Below are 15,672 nucleotides of genomic sequence, written 5' to 3'. Positions count from 1 at the left end.
GTGGTATGCCTCCTGTGAGCCATGCCACCAGCGAGCCGCGCGGGCCCGGCCGCTGGACCATCCGCTTCGAGATGCACCTGCCGTACGGGTACGAGGCCCTGTGGCCCGCCCTGACCACGGCGGAGGGGCTGATCGGCTGGCTGGCCGCCGCGGACGTGCTGGAACGCCGGCTCGGCGGGGCCGTCACCCTGCGCTGGCCGAACACCGGCACCACCGTGTCCGGGCAGATCACCGCCTGGGACACCGAGCGGGTCGCCGAGTACACGGTCTCCGAGCACGGGCGGATCCGCTTCCACCTGGAGGCGGTGGGCACCGACTCGACGGTGATCCGCTTCCTGAACGAGCGCGGCGGCTCCGAGGAGGAGCGCCTGGACTGCCTGGCCGGCTGGCACGACCACTTCGAGCGGCTGGAGGCCGCGATGGTCGGGCACCCGACGGACTGGGCGGCCTGGACCGGCACCCGCTGGGCGGAGCTGCGCGCCTCCTACGCGTCCTTCTCCAGGACGTAGGAGCCGCGTGCCGGGCCGGGCCCGAGGAAGAAGCTGAAGTACAGCTCCAGCGCCCCGCGCTCGTCGCGGCGCAGTTCGAACGTCCACGCGTACCGTCCGGGCGCCCCGGCCGGGGGCTCGGTGCCGCCGCGTCCGGCGGTGGCGGTCGCGGCGGGCAGCCGCAGCCGCAGGTGCTGGCCGAGGGTGCGGCCGGCGGGCTGTTCGGCGGTGAGCCGCCAGGAACCGGGGCCCGAGAGCCGCCAGCCGGCGGCGTAGTCGCGCTCCTGGCCGTCGAGGAGGGTGACGGCGGCGCTGCCGTCGGCCCCGAAGACCACCTCGGTGCCGTCGACGCAGCGCCAGGTGCCGACGATCTCGGAGATGTCGGCGTCGTACACGGCGGGGACCGGGCCCGCGTCGCGTCGCTGCGGGTCCCAGCCGCCCGTCATGGCGAGCAGGGCGCAGGTGAGCACCCCGTACGCGAGCAGGTTGCGCAGGACCGTGTCGACGACGCGGATCCGCGGCCGGGTGCGCGGCGGTGGCATGGCCTGATTCTGCCAGCGGTGTTGAACGTGTTCGATGATCTTTCCGGCCGCTTTTCGTCACACGTCCGGTGCCGCCGCGCCTACTCCCCGCCCTTGTCCTTGTCCTTGCCCTTGTCCCCGTCCGGGTCCTTGTCCGCGTCCTCGCCCTTGGTGCGCTCCTGCTCCTCGCGCAGGGACTTCAGGAACTCCGGGTTGTCGTCGGGCGCCACCCACTGCTGCCGGCGCGCCCGGCCGCCACCGCCGCCGCCGACCGCGGAGCGCTTGCGGCCCGCGAACAGCCACACCACCGGGCCCACGATCGAGAACAGCAGGATGATCAGCACCCACACCGTCTTCGGCAGGTGCTTGACCTCCTCCTCCGGGGTGTTCAGGCAGTCGATGAAGGCGTAGATGGTCAGCGCCAGGATCAGCAGGAACGGCAGGTAGCGCAGCACGGTGTGGGACCGACTCCCGGGAAGTGACGACGGGCCCGCGCGGGGCCCCGGTGACGCTTCCAGGGTATGGGGTGACGGATACTGGGCTCCATGGCTTACGACGATCTCCGCTCGCTGCTCCGGGCTCTGGAGCGGGAGGGCGACCTCAAGCGCATCAAGGCCGAAGTCGACCCGTACCTGGAGGTCGGGGAGATCGTCGACAGAGTGAACAAGGCCGGCGGGCCGGCGCTGCTCTTCGAGAACGTCAAGGGCTCGGCGATGCCGCTCGCCATGAACGTCTTCGGCACCGACCGCCGCCTCCTGAAGGCCCTCGGCCTCACGTCGTACGGCGAGATCAGCGAGAAGATCGGCGGCCTGCTCAAGCCCGAGCTGCCCCAGGGCTTCATCGGCGTCCGCGAGGCCTTCGGCAAGCTCGGCTCGATGGTCCACGTACCGCCGAAGAAGGTGAAGGGCGAGTCCGCGCCCGTCCAGGAGGTCGTCCTCACCGGCGACGACGTCGACCTCGACCGGCTCCCTGCGCTCTTCACCTGGCCCAAGGACGGCGGCTCCTTCTTCAACCTGGGCCTCACCCACACCAAGCACCCCGAGACCGGCGTCCGCAACCTCGGCCTCTACCGCCTCCAGCGCCACGACAAGCGCACCATCGGCATGCACTGGCAGATCCACAAGGACAGCCGCAACCACTACGCCGTCGCCGCCGCGCGCGGCGAGCGGCTGCCCGTCGCGATCGCCTTCGGCTGCCCGCCCGCCGTCACCTACGCCTCCACCGCGCCGCTGCCGGGCGACATCGACGAGTACCTCTTCGCCGGGTTCGTCGCGGGCAAGCGGATCGAGATGGTCGACTGCAAGACGGTCCCGCTCCAGGTCCCGGCCAACGCCGAGGTCGTGATCGAGGGCTGGCTGGAGCCCGGGGAGATGCTCCCGGAGGGCCCCTTCGGCGACCACACCGGCTTCTACACCCCGCAGGAGCCCTTCCCCGCGCTGAAGATCGACTGCGTGACGATGCGGAAGCGCCCGCTGCTCCAGTCGATCGTGGTCGGCCGGCCGCCGACCGAGGACGGCCCGCTGGGCCGTGCCACGGAGCGGTTCTTCCTCCCGCTCCTCAAGATCATCGTGCCGGACATCGTGGACTACCACCTGCCCGAGTCGGGCGGCTTCCACAACTGCGCGATCGTCTCGATCGACAAGAAGTACCCCAAGCACGCCCAGAAGGTCATGCACGCCATCTGGGGCGCCCACATGATGTCCCTGACCAAGCTGATCATCGTGGTCGACAAGGACTGCGACGTCCACGACCTGCACGAGGTCTCCTGGCGGGCGCTGGGCAACACCGACTACTCCCGCGACCTGACCGTGGTCGAGGGGCCGGTGGACCACCTGGACCACGCCTCCTACCAGCAGTTCTGGGGCGGCAAGGCGGGCATCGACGCGACCAAGAAGCTGCCGGAGGAGGGCTACACCCGCGACGGCGGCTGGCCCGACATGGTCGAGTCCGACCCGGCGACGGCGGCCCTGGTGGACCGCCGCTGGAAGGAGTACGGCCTGTGAGCCCCATCGGCATGGGCGGCCCCGCCCTCTTCATCGGCGACGACAGCACGTACGTGGCCCTCGTCCGGCCGGAACTCGACCCCGCCGACCCGGAGGTCCGCGAGGCCGCCGCGGAGGCGGGGGTCAGCCCCGAGGAGTTCGTCGGCCCCGGCGGCGTCTGGGCGCTGATGTGGGACGAGGAGGACGGCGGCGGCGGCTTCGAGCTGCCCGGCCTGCGGGACGCGGACGCCGACGACTTCGCCGAGCGCCTGCTCGCCGAGCTGTCCTTCGCCGAAGCCGAGCCGTTCACCGTCGAGGCCGGCCCCGTGCTGAGCCTGGAGGGCCGCCCGGCCGGCGACGACTGTGCCTTCCTGGCCCGGATCACCCCGCCGGAGGGCGAGGAGGTTCCCGCGCTCACCCTGGAGCTCACCCCGGAGACGGTGGACACCCTCCGCGCCGACCTCGAAGAATTCCGCAGGAGCCTGGCATGACCTCCGCCGCCGAAGCCCTCCCGGGACCGGGCCCCGCGCCGCAGGCCACGGGCCGGGTCAAGGCCTTCCTGCGGCTCGTGATGATCGAGCACTCGGTCTTCGCGCTGCCCTTCGCGTACATCGCCGCACTGACGGCCATGTACCGGCTCGACGGGCGCATGCACTGGACCGAGCTGCTGCTCGTCACCGTCTGCATGGTGGGCCTGCGGACCTTCGCGATGGCCGCCAACCGGATCATCGACCGGGAGATCGACGCCCGCAACCCGCGCACCGCCGGGCGCGAGCTCGTCACGGGCGCGGTCTCGGTGCGGTCCGCCTGGACCGGCGCGGGCATCGCGCTGGTGGTCTTCCTCGGCGCGGCCGCCCTGCTGAACCCGCTGTGCCTGGCGCTGGCTCCGGTCGCCGTCATCCCGATGGTGGTCTACCCGTACGGCAAGCGCTTCACGAACTTCCCGCAGGCCATCCTGGGCCTGGCCCAGGCCATGGGGCCGGTCGGCGCCTGGCTGGCGATCACCGGCGAGTGGTCCTGGGAGGCGGTGGTCCTCGGTCTCGCCATCGGCGTGTGGATCGGCGGCTTCGACCTCATCTACGCCTGCCAGGACGTGGACTCCGACCGCGCGGACGGCGTCAAGTCCGTCCCGGCCCGCTTCGGCGTCCCGGCCGCCCTGTGGGGGGCCCGCGGCTGCCACGTGGTCACCACGGCCCTGCTGGCCTGGTACGCCGTCCTCACCGACGGCGGCGCCTTCCTCTGGCTGGGCCTCGTGATCGTCGCTGCGGCGTTCCTCTACGAGCACACCATCGTCAAGCCGCACGACCTGTCCCGCCTGAACCGCGCGTTCTTCACGGTCAACGGCTTCATCGGCATCGCCCTGTTCGTGTGCGCTTTGGCCGATCTGGTGGTGCGTGGTCTGACGGTCTAGCTACCGTGCGGCCTACCATCGAGTGCATGGACAGGGAGGCCGACGTGACCGTTTCGGAGAGCGACCGCCTGCACTCACAGCTCAGCCGGTACGAGGACATGTTCCCGGGCTACCGGATGGAGATTGTCGAGGGCGCCATCGTGATGAGTCCGCTGAAGGCACACCACGCGAGGACCATTCGGTTGCTGTGGAACGCGCTTGAGGCGCAGCTGTCGGCGGACTGGGGTTTCATCAGCGATGTCGCAGTGCCGTTCGACGGCGACAACGAGTTCTGTCCGGACCTCGCGGTGCTGCCGGCGGTGGAAGCGGACAGGAACCTCAGCGCCTACCCGCCCGACCTGATCGAGCTGGCCGTCGAGGTCATCTCGCCCAGCAGCGTCCGCAACGACTACGAGGTCAAGGACCGCGCGTACGCCCGGCGCGGGATCCCGCACTACCTGATCTTCGACCCCTACAAGGCGCAGTGCACGACCCTCTGGAACCCCGGCCCCGACGGCTACCGCGGCCGGGACGTGATCCCGTACGGCGACGCGGTCGTGGTGGAGACCGGCATCGGGAAGCTGACCGTCGACACGTCGGGCCTGCCGGTGGACCCGGCCTCGGCCGTCAGCTGAGCAGTGCCGGCCGGGGCGGCGCCGGGCGGCGGAAGTACAGGGCCGTCAGCACCCCGCCCGCCAGCCCGCACAGGTGGCCCTGCCAGCTGATCGTCGGGTCCAGCGGCAGCAGGCCGAGGAAGAACGTTCCGCCCCAGTACGCGGCGACGGCCACGCCCACCAGGACGCCCAGCACCTTCCGCTCGACGAACCCGCGCACCACCACGTAGCCGAACAGTCCGTAGACGACGCCCGAGGCGCCCAGCGTCATGCCGTCCGACGGGGCGATCAGCCAGGTGCCGATGCCGTCCGCCAGGAGGATCAGCACGGAGACGGCGAGGAACCGCCGGATCCCGGACAGGGCCGTGATGAAGCCGAGGACCAGCAGGGGCACGCTGTTGGAGGCCACGTGCTCGAAGCCGAAGTGCAGGAAGGACCCGGTCAGGACGCCCGTCAGGGTGTCCGGGTCGCGGCCCACGATCCCGTACGCGTCCAGCGCGTGCCCGGTGGCGTAGTCGACGGCCTCGATCGCCCACAGGAGGGCCACCCAGCCCAGCATCAGCTGTGCGGCCGCCTTGGCGCGTTCGGTCCGGCTCCAGGCCGGCTCGGTCGTCGTCGTGGTGCTCATGGTGGTGCTCCCCCTCGTGCCGTCCCACCCCCTGGGACGTCCGGACACCTTACCGAGTGCCCCCGGGCCGTGGCCGGATAGTCTCGGAGGTATGACTGACGGCAAGCGCACCCCGTGGGTGGTCGGGGTTTCCGGGGCGTCCGGGACGCCGTACGCGGCGGCGGTGGTACGGGGGCTGCTGGCGGCCGGCGAGAGTGTGGACCTGGTGGTCAGCCGGGCCTCGCGGCTCACCCTTCTGGACGAGACCGGGATCGCCTTCCGGGACGCGCACTGGCGCGCGGACCTGGCGGAGTGGCTGGGCCGCGGCGCGGACGGCAAGCCCGGGACCTTCGCGGGGTTCGACCTCGACGGAGTGCGGTACTGGGGTGCCGGGGACCTGGCGGCCGGCCCGAGTTCGGGCTCGTACCCGGTGAAGGGGATGCTGATCGTCCCGGCCTCCACCGCGTGCGTGGCGGGTGTGGCGCTCGGGCTCTCGAAGGACCTGCTCCAGCGCGTCGCGAGCGTGACGCTCAAGGAACGGCGCCGACTGGTGGTCGCGGTGCGGGAGACCCCGCTGAACGGACAGACGCTGAAGCACCTGGTGGCGCTGGACGAGGCGGGCGCAGTGGTGCTGCCCGCCTCTCCGGCGTTCTACGCGGGCGCGACGCACATCCAGGATCTGGTGGACTTCGTCGCGGGGCGGGTGCTCGACGCGGCAGGTGTACCGCACGGGCTGTACCGCCGTTGGGAGGGGGAGCTTGGCAGCGCCCGCCCCCGTGAGTGACGGCGCTAGCGCTTCTTGGCGCTGCCCGGGCGACGGGTCTTGTCGACGCGACGGGCGGCGGCGGGCTGGTCGGTGCGGGATCGGTTGGCCAGCTCCTGGAGCTGTCGCATGTGCGCGTAGGCCGCCTCGATCGTGTACACGGTTTAACCACTCCTGAAGATCGTCTTTGATCTGTTGAAAGATTCACAGGGTGTTGACCCTGCGTGCCTTTGATTCTATACCTAAACTTGCAGGATCGCCGAATAATGGAAGGCTCCACGTAATGGACACGGTGGACAGGCAGCTCATCCAGGCGCTTCGGGAGAACGGCCGCGCCTCGTACGCGGAGCTGGGCCGTCTCGTGGGCCTCTCCGGCCCCAGCGTCACCGACCGCATCAACCGGCTGGAGACCGCCGGCGTGATCACCGGCTACCGCGCGACGGTCGCGGCCGCCGAGCTCGGCCTCGGCGTCACCGCGCTGATCGGCATCTCCCTCTCCGACGCCGCCGACCACGAGGACGTGGCCCGCCGGCTGCGCGACTTCGCGGAGATCGAGGACTGCTGGTTCATCGCCGGCGACGACTCGTACATGCTCAAGGTGCGCGCCGGTGACGTCGACGGCCTGGAGAGGATCATCCGCAAGCTCTCCGGAACCAAGGGCGTCTCCCGGACCCGCACCACGATCGTGCTCTCCACCAAGTGGGAGAACCGGGTCGGCGAGCTGCCCGAGGACGCCTGAGAGTACGGTGGGTGGCGGTTGGAGACAGGTGCTGGACAGGGACAGGTAGAGGAGACACCGGCATGGACGCGGGGCTCAAGCGTGAGCTGGAGGAGAAGGTCCGCTCCGGCGAGCGGCTGACGCGTGAGGACGGCATCGCCCTCTACGAGTCGGACGACCTGGCCTGGCTGGGCGGCCTCGCCCACGAGGTGCGCACGCGCAAGAACGGCGACGTGGTGCACTTCAACGTCAACCGTCACCTCAACATGACGAACGTGTGCACCGCCTCCTGCGCCTACTGCTCGTTCCAGCGCAAGCCGGGCGAGAAGGACGCGTACACGATGCGCATCGAGGAAGCCGTTCGCCTGGCCAAGGCCATGGAGAACGAGAACCTCACCGAGCTGCACATCGTCAACGGCCTGCACCCCACCCTCCCGTGGCGGTACTACCCGCGCTCGCTGTCCGCCCTCAAGGAGGCGCTGCCGAACGTCTCCCTGAAGGCGTTCACGGCCACCGAGATCCACCACTTCGAGACGATCTCCGGCCTCTCGGCCTCCGAGATCCTCGACGAGCTGATCGAGGCCGGCCTCGAATCGCTCACCGGCGGCGGCGCGGAGATCTTCGACTGGGAGGTCCGCCAGCACATCGTCGACCACAACACCCACTGGGAGGACTGGTCGCGCATCCACCGCCTGGCGCACGAGAAGGGCCTCAAGACCCCGGCGACGATGCTCTACGGGCACATCGAGGAGCCGCGCCACCGGGTGGACCACGTGCTGCGGCTGCGCGAGCTCCAGGACGAGACCGGCGGCTTCCAGGTCTTCATCCCGCTGCGCTACCAGCACGACTTCGTGGACATGCAGGACGGCAAGGTCCGCAACAAGCTCCAGGCGCGCACGACGATGGCCACGGGCGCCGAGGCGCTGAAGACCTTCGCGGTCTCCCGCCTGCTCTTCGACAACGTGCCGCACGTCAAGGTCTTCTGGGTGATGCACGGCGTGCAGACCGCCCAGCTCGCGCTCCAGCACGGCGCGGACGACATGGACGGCTCGGTGGTCGAGTACAAGATCACGCACGACGCGGACAACTACGGCACCCCGAACAAGCTGGGCCGTGACGACCTCCTGGAGCTCATCCGCGAGGCCGGCTTCCGCCCGGTCGAGCGCAACACGCGCTACGAGGTCATCCGCGAGTACCCCGGCCCGGACGCCTCCCTGCGCGAGACCCCGCAGGCGATGCGCGTCTGACGCGCGACCGCGTACGCGTACAGGAGCCCCGGACCGTCCCCGACGGTCCGGGGCTCCTTCGTACTCCCGGCCGGAAACCCGTTGCCCGGGGAATCGGTAATAGATACTCTCGCTATATGACCCTTACCTTCACCTTCGATCCGGTCGTAGACCCCGCCCTGCGCGACGGCATCGCACAGCTGTGGACCGAGGTCAGCAACGCCGGCGGCGCGGTCGGCTTCGTCCCGCCCGTCACCGTCGACGACATCCGCCCCGCGCTGGTCAAGCACCTCGTCGCACTGGCCGAGGGCCGCCACCGGCTGCTGATCGGACGGGACGCGGAGGGCGCCGTCCAGGCCGTCGCCTTCCTCGCCTTCGAGGCGCACCCGTTGCGGAAGCACTGGGTCTGGGCGTACACGGTCATGGTCGGCCCCGCCCTCCAGGGCCGCGGCGCCGGACGCGAGCTCATGGCCGCCCTCGCCGACGCGGCGCGCTCGCTGGAGGGCATCGAGGCCATCCGCCTGGAGTGCCGCGGGGGCGTCGGACTGGAGCACTTCTACGCGGCGTGCGGCTACAAGGAAGTCGGCCGCGTGCCCGGCGCCATCCGCGTGGCCCCCGGCGACGACCGCGACGACATCACGATGCTGCTGCCCCTGCACTGACCCCACCGGGCCGCAGCGGGGGCCCGGCGTGCTTCACTGGACGGGCACGTGCCGACGTACGAAGAGAGGGAGGGGTCACCGTGGCCCTCAAGCCGAGCGCGACGATCCGCTACACCGCGATGCGCCTGGGCATCTTCGTCGGGTGCCTGGTGCTCGTCGCCGTCCTGGTCAACCTGGGCTGGGTGCCCTCCGGGCTGGGCGACGCCAACTTCGCCTGGATCGTGCTCCTCGCGCTGGTGCTCTCCGCGCCGCTCTCCTTCGTCCTGCTGCGCAAGCAGCGCGACGAGATGTCCGAGCAGATCTCCGGCCGCGTCGCGGGTGCGAAGGACCGGCTCGCCGCGAACCGCAGCCAGGAGGACGCGGCCGACGACGCCGCGCGCGCCTGAGTCCTTCCTCACAGCGGCCCCGTCGCCGCTCCGCCCACCGATACGCCCCAGCGCCGGGAACACCCCCCGCCACGCTGGGGCTTCGTCGTTTCCGGGGCCGTGTCCGGCCGGTGGGTCCACCCCCGCGCGATCCGTGCTCAAAGCATCTCTTTGAGATTCCCAAAGCCGAAGTGTTAGCGTGTTCAACATGTTGACCGCAGCCGCACACCCGATGAGCCGGAGCGTCCCGCTCGTGGCGCTCGTGGCACGCCTGCACGTCGACCTCTGCCGCCGCGTGTCCGCGGCCTGTTGCTGTCGCCGCTCAAGCTGAAGCCCAGCCGCCCCAGCAGCGGTCCCCGGCCGGCCCGGCCCCTTTCCGGCTGCCGCCGTACCGCACCCCTTGCAGAAACCTTCCGCCGTACGTCCGTGCGTCCCCCGGAGAATGCCGTGTCCGCGTCCCCCCAGGCCCAGGCTCCCGCCAAGGCCTCCTTCTCGTTCCCGTTCTGGGCCCAGATCGTCACCGGTCTCGTGCTCGGCGTCCTCTTCGGCTGGATAGCCCGCAGCCAGGACGTCAGCTGGCTCAAGACCACCCTCGAACAGGTCGGCGACATCTTCATCCAGCTCCTCAAGCTGGCCGTCGCCCCGCTCGTCTTCTTCGCCATCCTGGTGTCCATCACCAACCTGCGGAAGGTGAACAACGCCGCCCGGCTCGCCTCCCGCACCCTGCTCTGGTTCATGATCACCTCGCTGATCGCGGTGGGCATCGGCCTCGCGATCGGCCTGCTGACCGACCCGGGCGCCGGCACCGGCCTCACCCCGGCCGACGGCAAGGAGCCCAAGCGGCACGGCTCCTGGATCGACTTCCTGACCGGCATCGTGCCGAAGGACATCGTCACGCCCTTCACCGAGCTGAACGTCCTCCAGATCGTCTTCCTCGCCGCCGTCGCCGGCATCGCCGCCCTCCAGCTCGGCGCCAAGGCCCAGCCCGTCCTGAACCTCGCCGAGTCCGTCCTGGAGCTCCTCCAGAAGGCCCTGTGGTGGGTCATCCGCCTCGCTCCGATCGGCACCGTCGGCCTCATCGGCACCGCCATCGCCAGCTACGGCTGGGACCTCATCGGCAAGTACGCCACCTTCACCGCCGACGTCTACATCGGCTCTGCGCTCGTCATGTTCGGCGTCTACCCGCTGCTGCTGTGGACCGTCGCCAAGGTCAACCCGGTCCAGTTCTTCAAGGGCGCCTGGCCCGCGATCCAGCTGGCCTTCGTCTCCCGCTCCTCGGTCGGCACCATGCCGGTCACCCAGAAGGTCACCGAGCGCCTCGGCGTCCCGAAGGAGTACGCCTCCTTCGCCGTCCCGTTCGGCGCGACCACGAAGATGGACGGCTGCGCCGCGATCTACCCGGCCCTCGCCGCGATCTTCATCGCGAACATCTTCGACGTGCAGCTGGGCATCAAGGAGTACCTGCTCATCGCGTTCGTCTCGGTCGTCGGCTCCGCCGCCACGGCCGGCCTCACCGGCGCGACCGTGATGCTGACCCTGACCCTCTCCACCCTGGGCCTGCCGCTCGCCGGCGTCGGCCTGCTGATGGCGATCGACCCGATCCTGGACATGATGCGCACGGCCACGAACGTCGCCGGCCAGGCGGTCGTCCCGGTGATCGTCTCCGCCCGTGAGGGGATCCTCGACAAGGAGGCCTACGCCGCCGCCTCGTCCTCCCCGCTGGACGAGAAGGCCGCCGCCGAGCCGGCCGCCGCGCCGGTCCCCGTCGCCGCCTGATCGTCGCCCCGCGGAACACGAAGCGGCCCCCGCCCGGGATCCCGGGCGGGGGCCGCTTCGTTCGTGCGTCAGTCCAGGCAGAACTCGTTGCCCTCGGGGTCGGCCAGCACGATGATGCCCTCGTCGATGCCGTCGGGGTCGAGGCGGTAGAGGCGCTTGGCGCCCAGGGCCTCCAGCCGCGCGGCCTCCACCTCCAGGGCGTCCATCCGCTCCGCGCCCTTCAGGCCCGGCGCCGAGCGGACGTCCAGGTGCAGGCGGTTCTTCGCCGTCTTGCCCTCCGGGACCCGCTGGAAGAAGATCCGCGGACCCTTGCCGTCCGGGTCGCTGATCGCCGACCGGCTGTTGTGCTGCTCGGGCGGCACGCCCCACGCTGTCAGGGCGGACGGCCAGTCGGCGAAGCCCTCCGGCGGCGGCTGGACGCGGTAGCCCAGCACCTCGGCCCAGAAGGCCGCCAGCGCGGCGGGATCGGCGCAGTCGTACGTCACCTGGATTTCCTTGGCCATGACCAACGTATAGCGCAGCCCCGGGCTTGCCACAAGATCATCACGGTGGTGCAGACTCTCCAACCTGAGCCGGAACACGGGGGATTGGGAGTACGGAATGCGTGTGGTGCTGTCCGCCTACGATTCGCGCGGGGGAGTCGAGCCGCTGGTCGGCCGCGTGCTGCTCTCCCGGGGCTGGGCCGACCTCGCCCTGACCGGCACCGCGGACGACTGCTTCGTCGTCGGCGAGGCCAATCACCAGGCGCTGTTCCCGCGGGTCGCGGCCGTCGTCCACCACGGCGGCGCGGGCACCACGACCACCGCCACTCGCTCCGGGGCGCCCCAGGTGATCGTCCCGCAGGCGGCGGACCAGCCGTACTTCGCCTCCCGCGTGGCCGGCCTCGGCATCGGCGCGGCCCACGACGGCCCGACCCCGACGGCGGAGTCCCTGTCGGCCGCGCTGGAGGCCGCGCTGACCCCGGAGACCGCCGCCCGGGCGGCCGCGGTGGCCGCCGGGTTCGGGGAGGACGGGGCGGCGGTGGCGGCGAAGCTGCTGGTCGAGCTGGGCTGATGGGCTGATGGGGCAGGTATAGGCGGGATTCCTAACGTCACGGGGAACGTTCGATCCGTTAGACGGGGGAATCCGCATGACTTCGACCGCCAGGCGCGCGGCCACGGCCCTGGCCGTGGCCGCCGCCCTCCTCGCCGGGACCGCCACCGCCGCCACCGCCGCGGGCCCGGCCGCCGGGACCGTCACCCCGGTCGGGCCGCTGCCCGCGAACGGCGACTCGGCCCTCGACGCGGCGATCAGCCCCGACGGGCGCTACGTGGCCTACACCGAGGGCAACGCCTGGTTCCTGGACATGTGGTGGGTCCGTGTCGTCGACCTGGCGACCGGCAAGAGCGAGTGGGCCCTGCCCAACAGCGGCTACGGCGCCGGCCGTACCGCCTTCAGTGCGGACGGCCGGTACGTCGGGTACGGCACCCGCGAGGACAAGACCGCGCGGATCCACGACCAGGTGACCGGGCAGAGCACCGACTTCACCCCGCCCGGCTCCGCCACCTACGCGTGGGGCCGCTTCGAGGCCCTGACGCCGGACGCGCGGTTCGTCGCGTACTCGGTGGGCGCCACCGGCCCGAGCCTGTACCGGGTACGGGACCGGGTGTCCGGCACCGACGAGGGCTTCACTCCGAAGGCCGCCGCCGGCCGCACCGGCGGCACCGTGGGCCCGGTCGGCCTCTCCCGCGACGGCGGCAAGGTCGCCTACGGCTACGACTACATGGGCACGATCGCCGACAAGGGCGACGTCCACGTCCTGGACCGGGCCACGGGCACCGCCCGCCAGGTGGACGCCACCCACAACGGCGCCGCCGCCAACGGCAGTTCCCAGCTGGTCCGGCTCACCGAGGACGGCACCGCCGTCTACTTCAACTCGGCGGCCACGAACCTCCTCCCGACCGCGGTCCCGGCCGGCAGCCAGGCCTACCGCTACGACCTGACGACGAACCGCCTGACGCACATCGGCCCCGCCCTCCAGAGCATCACCGACGACGGCCGGTACGCCGTGGTCGAGGAGAACGGCCTGCTGTACCGCCAGGACCGCACGGCCGGCACCCGGGTCCAGATCGGCACGGCCAAGGCCCACTGGTACGGCCGCCGCGCGATCTCCGCCGACGGGAAGGCCTACGCGTTCAACACCAGCGACAAGGCGATCACCGGCGTGGACAGCTGGTACACGCGGGTGTACCTCCGCCGCTTCGAGCAGTAGCCGCTCCTCAGACCGTCAGCCACCGCCAGTACGCCACCGACGCCAGGAGGAACGGGACGGCGTACCACCACCGCCCCAGGGTGCGGTGGAAGACGGGGACGGCGGTCAGGAGCAGCCCGAGGAACCACAGCCCGACCGAGAGGACGGCGTTGACGCGCGCGTCGTCGCGCATCGGGTCGTACGGGTAGTCCGGCTCCAGCACCAGGGAGCCGTAGAGGAAGAAGGCGGCGGGCAGGTAGAGGAAGAGGGTCAGGGGTACGGCGAGCACCCAGCGCAGGCACCCCTGGTCCTCGGGCCGGTCTATGGAGGTCATCCGGCCATCATGGCCGGAGTCCGCCGTCAGGACCGCTTCCACACCTTGATGCTGTCGTCCTCGCTCGCGCTGACGAAGGCGTCGCCCTTCGGGCTGAACGCGACCGAGGTCACGCCGGCGGTGTGCCCGTTGAGCGTCGCACGGGGCTTGCGGGAAGCGACGTCCCACAGCCGGACGGTACGGCCGCCGCCGCTGACGAGGGTGGTGCCGTCCGGGCTGAACGCCAGCGACCGGACGCTGCTGTTGTGGCCGGGCAGGGTGCCGGTGACGTCGCGGGTGGCCGGGTACCACAGCCGGATGGTGAAGTCGGCGCTGCCGCTGGCGAGGACCTTCCCGTCGGGGCTGAACGCGACCGCGGCGACGGCCTTGGTGTGCCCGGTGAGGGTGGCCGTGGAGGTGCGGTTCGAGGTGTCCCAGAGGCGGATGGTGCCGTCGGCGCAGCCGCTGGCGAGGGTGCCGTCGGGAGCGAACGCCAGGGACAGCACCGGCTTGGTGTGCCCGGTGAGGGTGGCGACGGAGACGGTGGAGCGGGTCGCCACGTCCCAGAGGCGGACGGTGCCGTCGTCGGCACCGCTGGCGAGGGTCCTGCTGTCCGGGCTGAACGCCACCGCCCGCACCAGCCCCGTGTGTTCCGCCAGGACGGCGAGGAGCTCCAGACTGTAGACGTCGTGCAGGCGCAGGACCTTGTCGCTGCCGCCGACGAGGACCTTGCCGTCCGGGCTGTACGACACGCAGGTCACCCCCGCGTCGTGCGTCGGCGAGAGGGGGATGCTGCCTCCGCCGGCGAAGTTGGACACCCGGAGGGTGCGGTCGTTGCCGCCGCTGACGAGGAACCTGCTGTCCGGGCTGATCGCCACCGAGTCCACGGAGCCGGCGTGCTTCCTGAACTCCTGCACCGTGCGGAACCCGTCGGTGCCGGGCCCGTCCGTCCCGTCGTCGGAGGCCCCGCCGGTGTTCTTGTCACCGGTCTTCTTCCCGCCGTCGTTCTTGTTCCCGGTCAGCCGCCAGACGGCGTACGTCCCGCCGCCGGCCCCCGCCAGCACCCCGAGCCCGCCGAGCAGCACGTTGCGGCGGCTCGGGCCCGGGTCTGCGGCGGTGGCCGCGCCGTCGGCGGCGCGCCCGGTCAGGTCCATGGTGGGCACGTCGCGCACGGCGGGCCGCTGCAGCAGGGCGCGCAGCCGCCCGGTGACGGCCGGGGCCTCGGGCCGGTCGGCCGGGTCCTTGGCCAGCATCGACGCCACCAGCTCCACGAGCGCGGGCGGCGCGTCCGGGCGTACGGAGTCCAGGGCCGGGGGCTCCTCCTCCAGGTGCATCCGCATCAGCACCCAGGCCTGGTCGGTGCCGGAGAACGGCGGCGCGCCGGTCAGCAGCGCCCACAGCACGCACCCCAGGGCGTACACGTCGCAGCGCCCGTCGACCTGTTCGCCCCGCCACTGCTCGGGGGCCATGTAGGGCGGCGTGCCGAAGACCCGGCCGGTGGCGGTCAGCCCGCCCGAGGCGTCGGCGGTGCGGGCGATGCCGAAGTCGCAGATTTTGACCCGGCCGTCGGTGAGGAGGAAGAGGTTCCCGGGCTTCAGGTCCCGGTGCACGACCTGCTGGGCGTGCGCGGCGGACAGGGCGTCCGCCGTCTGGAGGGCCAGATCGAGCGCGTGGGCCAGGGGCAGGCCGCCGGCGGGCGCGTCGGCCAGGTGGTCGGAGAGGTCCCGCCCGTTGAGCAGCTCCATGACGATGAAGAGCCGGTCGTCGTGGTGGCCGATGTCGTGCACGACGGTGATGCCGGGGTGCTGGAGCCGGGCCCCGATGGCCGCCTCGCGGCGGAAGCGGGCGAGCAGCTCGTCCGAGGCGTCGAACTTCAGCAGCACCTTCACCGCCACGGCCCGGCCGAGCTCGGTGTCGTGGGCCCGCCACACCTCGCCCATGCCGCCGTGCCCGAGCTCCCCGTCCAGCCGGTACCGCCCGGCCAGCTGCTCCCCCGGCTGCATTTCCGCCCCCTGGC

The 15,672-nt window shown here is 71.5% G+C and carries 19 protein-coding genes and 1 pseudogene; 13 read left to right on the top strand and 7 right to left on the bottom strand.

Annotated features, from left to right (window positions below):
• Positions 1-5: 5 nt before the first annotated feature.
• Positions 6-509 (top strand): SRPBCC domain-containing protein, encoded by a 504-nt coding sequence (locus ACIPW5_RS13765; protein ID WP_401244280.1) that lies wholly within the window; start codon positions 6-8, stop codon positions 507-509.
• On the opposite strand, the gene ACIPW5_RS13760 is transcribed toward ACIPW5_RS13765, so the two are convergent.
• Both ACIPW5_RS13760 and ACIPW5_RS13755 read right to left on the bottom strand, forming a co-directional pair.
• Positions 485-1,030: a hypothetical protein gene (locus tag ACIPW5_RS13760; protein WP_401244278.1), complete on the bottom strand. Its 546-nt coding sequence runs from the start codon at positions 1,028-1,030 to the stop codon at positions 485-487. The genes ACIPW5_RS13765 and ACIPW5_RS13760 overlap by 25 nt on opposite strands.
• A gap of 80 nt (positions 1,031-1,110) precedes the next feature.
• Positions 1,111-1,464 (bottom strand): PLD nuclease N-terminal domain-containing protein, encoded by a 354-nt coding sequence (locus ACIPW5_RS13755; protein WP_401244276.1) that lies wholly within the window; start codon positions 1,462-1,464, stop codon positions 1,111-1,113.
• Between the two features lie 90 nt (positions 1,465-1,554).
• On the opposite strand from ACIPW5_RS13755, the gene ACIPW5_RS13750 reads away from it, so the two are divergent.
• The 4 genes from ACIPW5_RS13750 to ACIPW5_RS13735 are packed head-to-tail and all read left to right on the top strand — an operon-like array spanning position 1,555 to position 5,016.
• The gene (locus ACIPW5_RS13750) at positions 1,555-3,012 is read left to right on the top strand and encodes a menaquinone biosynthesis decarboxylase (protein ID WP_401244274.1); all 1,458 of its coding nucleotides are present in this window, start codon (positions 1,555-1,557) and stop codon (positions 3,010-3,012) included.
• Positions 3,009-3,482 carry a hypothetical protein gene (locus ACIPW5_RS13745; RefSeq protein WP_401244272.1) on the top strand — a complete coding sequence of 158 codons (474 nt, stop codon included), beginning with the start codon at positions 3,009-3,011 and terminating at the stop codon, positions 3,480-3,482. Before ACIPW5_RS13750 ends, ACIPW5_RS13745 begins: the two co-directional genes overlap by 4 nt.
• Positions 3,479-4,402, top strand: coding sequence for a menaquinone biosynthesis prenyltransferase MqnP (mqnP, locus tag ACIPW5_RS13740; protein WP_401244270.1), 924 nt, complete (start codon positions 3,479-3,481; stop codon positions 4,400-4,402). The genes ACIPW5_RS13745 and mqnP overlap by 4 nt, the downstream gene beginning before the upstream one ends.
• A 26-nt stretch (positions 4,403-4,428) precedes the next feature.
• Positions 4,429-5,016, top strand: coding sequence for a Uma2 family endonuclease (locus tag ACIPW5_RS13735; RefSeq protein ID WP_401244268.1), 588 nt, complete (start codon positions 4,429-4,431; stop codon positions 5,014-5,016).
• Here the strand turns inward: ACIPW5_RS13735 and ACIPW5_RS13730 are convergent.
• Positions 5,009-5,623 carry a rhomboid family intramembrane serine protease gene (locus ACIPW5_RS13730; RefSeq protein ID WP_401244266.1) on the bottom strand — a complete coding sequence of 205 codons (615 nt, stop codon included), beginning with the start codon at positions 5,621-5,623 and terminating at the stop codon, positions 5,009-5,011. The genes ACIPW5_RS13735 and ACIPW5_RS13730 overlap by 8 nt on opposite strands.
• Before the next feature lie 91 nt (positions 5,624-5,714).
• Here ACIPW5_RS13730 and ACIPW5_RS13725 point away from each other — a divergent pair, with 91 nt between their 5' ends.
• Positions 5,715-6,386: a UbiX family flavin prenyltransferase gene (locus tag ACIPW5_RS13725; RefSeq protein WP_401244264.1), complete on the top strand. Its 672-nt coding sequence runs from the start codon at positions 5,715-5,717 to the stop codon at positions 6,384-6,386.
• Positions 6,387-6,391: 5 nt separating this feature from the next.
• On the opposite strand, the gene ACIPW5_RS13720 is transcribed toward ACIPW5_RS13725, so the two are convergent.
• Complete coding sequence (locus tag ACIPW5_RS13720) at positions 6,392-6,526, bottom strand: hypothetical protein (RefSeq protein WP_260613643.1); 135 nt, start codon at positions 6,524-6,526, stop codon at positions 6,392-6,394.
• Positions 6,527-6,648: 122 nt separating this feature from the next.
• On the opposite strand from ACIPW5_RS13720, the gene ACIPW5_RS13715 reads away from it, so the two are divergent.
• From ACIPW5_RS13715 to ACIPW5_RS13695, 5 genes are all read left to right on the top strand, one after another.
• Positions 6,649-7,104: an Lrp/AsnC family transcriptional regulator gene (locus ACIPW5_RS13715; RefSeq protein WP_401244262.1), complete on the top strand. Its 456-nt coding sequence runs from the start codon at positions 6,649-6,651 to the stop codon at positions 7,102-7,104.
• 62 nt (positions 7,105-7,166) lie between these two features.
• Positions 7,167-8,330 carry an aminofutalosine synthase MqnE gene (gene mqnE, locus ACIPW5_RS13710; protein WP_401244260.1) on the top strand — a complete coding sequence of 388 codons (1,164 nt, stop codon included), beginning with the start codon at positions 7,167-7,169 and terminating at the stop codon, positions 8,328-8,330.
• Between the two features lie 116 nt (positions 8,331-8,446).
• The gene (locus ACIPW5_RS13705; RefSeq protein WP_401244258.1) at positions 8,447-8,971 is read left to right on the top strand and encodes a GNAT family N-acetyltransferase; all 525 of its coding nucleotides are present in this window, start codon (positions 8,447-8,449) and stop codon (positions 8,969-8,971) included.
• Between the two features lie 80 nt (positions 8,972-9,051).
• The gene (locus tag ACIPW5_RS13700) at positions 9,052-9,357 is read left to right on the top strand and encodes a DUF4229 domain-containing protein (protein ID WP_401244256.1); all 306 of its coding nucleotides are present in this window, start codon (positions 9,052-9,054) and stop codon (positions 9,355-9,357) included.
• 426 nt (positions 9,358-9,783) lie between these two features.
• On the top strand, positions 9,784-11,112 hold the full coding sequence (locus tag ACIPW5_RS13695; protein WP_401244254.1) for a dicarboxylate/amino acid:cation symporter: 1,329 nt from the start codon (positions 9,784-9,786) through the stop codon (positions 11,110-11,112).
• A 68-nt stretch (positions 11,113-11,180) separates the two neighbouring features.
• Here the strand turns inward: ACIPW5_RS13695 and ACIPW5_RS13690 are convergent, their stop codons facing one another.
• Positions 11,181-11,615 carry a VOC family protein gene (locus ACIPW5_RS13690; protein WP_401244252.1) on the bottom strand — a complete coding sequence of 145 codons (435 nt, stop codon included), beginning with the start codon at positions 11,613-11,615 and terminating at the stop codon, positions 11,181-11,183.
• A gap of 154 nt (positions 11,616-11,769) precedes the next feature.
• Here ACIPW5_RS13690 and ACIPW5_RS13685 point away from each other — a divergent pair.
• Together ACIPW5_RS13685 and ACIPW5_RS13680 are read left to right on the top strand one after the other, a co-directional pair.
• Positions 11,770-12,165: pseudogene (locus ACIPW5_RS13685) on the top strand (glycosyltransferase); the annotation flags it as partial.
• Positions 12,166-12,241: 76 nt separating this feature from the next.
• Positions 12,242-13,363, top strand: a complete 1,122-nt coding sequence (locus tag ACIPW5_RS13680) for a hypothetical protein (protein WP_401244250.1) — start codon at positions 12,242-12,244, stop codon at positions 13,361-13,363.
• Between the two features lie 7 nt (positions 13,364-13,370).
• Here the strand turns inward: ACIPW5_RS13680 and ACIPW5_RS13675 are convergent, their stop codons facing one another.
• Positions 13,371-13,676, bottom strand: coding sequence for a hypothetical protein (locus tag ACIPW5_RS13675; RefSeq protein ID WP_401244248.1), 306 nt, complete (start codon positions 13,674-13,676; stop codon positions 13,371-13,373).
• A 26-nt stretch (positions 13,677-13,702) separates the two neighbouring features.
• Positions 13,703-15,658 carry a WD40 repeat domain-containing serine/threonine protein kinase gene (locus tag ACIPW5_RS13670; RefSeq protein ID WP_401244246.1) on the bottom strand — a complete coding sequence of 652 codons (1,956 nt, stop codon included), beginning with the start codon at positions 15,656-15,658 and terminating at the stop codon, positions 13,703-13,705.
• Positions 15,659-15,672: the final 14 nt, after the last annotated feature.

The sequence above is a fragment of the Streptomyces sp. NPDC090077 genome, assembly GCF_044747545.1.
In the GTDB taxonomy this organism is placed as follows: Bacteria; Actinomycetota; Actinomycetes; order Streptomycetales; family Streptomycetaceae; genus Streptomyces.
This window is presented reverse-complemented; position numbering and strand designations above follow the sequence as displayed.

What these genes read in the sequence shown, in the direction of transcription:
- ACIPW5_RS13675 (WP_401244248.1), bottom strand. Translation starts at nt 13,676, where the DNA reads ATGACCTCCATAGACCGGCCCGAGGACCAGGGGTGCCTGCGCTGGGTG.
- ACIPW5_RS13705 (WP_401244258.1), top strand. Translation starts at nt 8,447, where the DNA reads ATGACCCTTACCTTCACCTTCGATCCGGTCGTAGACCCCGCCCTGCGC.
- ACIPW5_RS13765 (WP_401244280.1), top strand. Translation starts at nt 6, where the DNA reads ATGCCTCCTGTGAGCCATGCCACCAGCGAGCCGCGCGGGCCCGGCCGC.
- ACIPW5_RS13690 (WP_401244252.1), bottom strand. Translation starts at nt 11,615, where the DNA reads ATGGCCAAGGAAATCCAGGTGACGTACGACTGCGCCGATCCCGCCGCG.
- ACIPW5_RS13760 (WP_401244278.1), bottom strand. Translation starts at nt 1,030, where the DNA reads ATGCCACCGCCGCGCACCCGGCCGCGGATCCGCGTCGTCGACACGGTC.
- ACIPW5_RS13750 (WP_401244274.1), top strand. Translation starts at nt 1,555, where the DNA reads ATGGCTTACGACGATCTCCGCTCGCTGCTCCGGGCTCTGGAGCGGGAG.
- ACIPW5_RS13715 (WP_401244262.1), top strand. Translation starts at nt 6,649, where the DNA reads ATGGACACGGTGGACAGGCAGCTCATCCAGGCGCTTCGGGAGAACGGC.
- ACIPW5_RS13725 (WP_401244264.1), top strand. Translation starts at nt 5,715, where the DNA reads ATGACTGACGGCAAGCGCACCCCGTGGGTGGTCGGGGTTTCCGGGGCG.
- ACIPW5_RS13670 (WP_401244246.1), bottom strand. Translation starts at nt 15,658, where the DNA reads ATGCAGCCGGGGGAGCAGCTGGCCGGGCGGTACCGGCTGGACGGGGAG.
- ACIPW5_RS13730 (WP_401244266.1), bottom strand. Translation starts at nt 5,623, where the DNA reads ATGAGCACCACGACGACGACCGAGCCGGCCTGGAGCCGGACCGAACGC.
- mqnP (WP_401244270.1), top strand. Translation starts at nt 3,479, where the DNA reads ATGACCTCCGCCGCCGAAGCCCTCCCGGGACCGGGCCCCGCGCCGCAG.
- ACIPW5_RS13680 (WP_401244250.1), top strand. Translation starts at nt 12,242, where the DNA reads ATGACTTCGACCGCCAGGCGCGCGGCCACGGCCCTGGCCGTGGCCGCC.
- mqnE (WP_401244260.1), top strand. Translation starts at nt 7,167, where the DNA reads ATGGACGCGGGGCTCAAGCGTGAGCTGGAGGAGAAGGTCCGCTCCGGC.
- ACIPW5_RS13735 (WP_401244268.1), top strand. Translation starts at nt 4,429, where the DNA reads ATGGACAGGGAGGCCGACGTGACCGTTTCGGAGAGCGACCGCCTGCAC.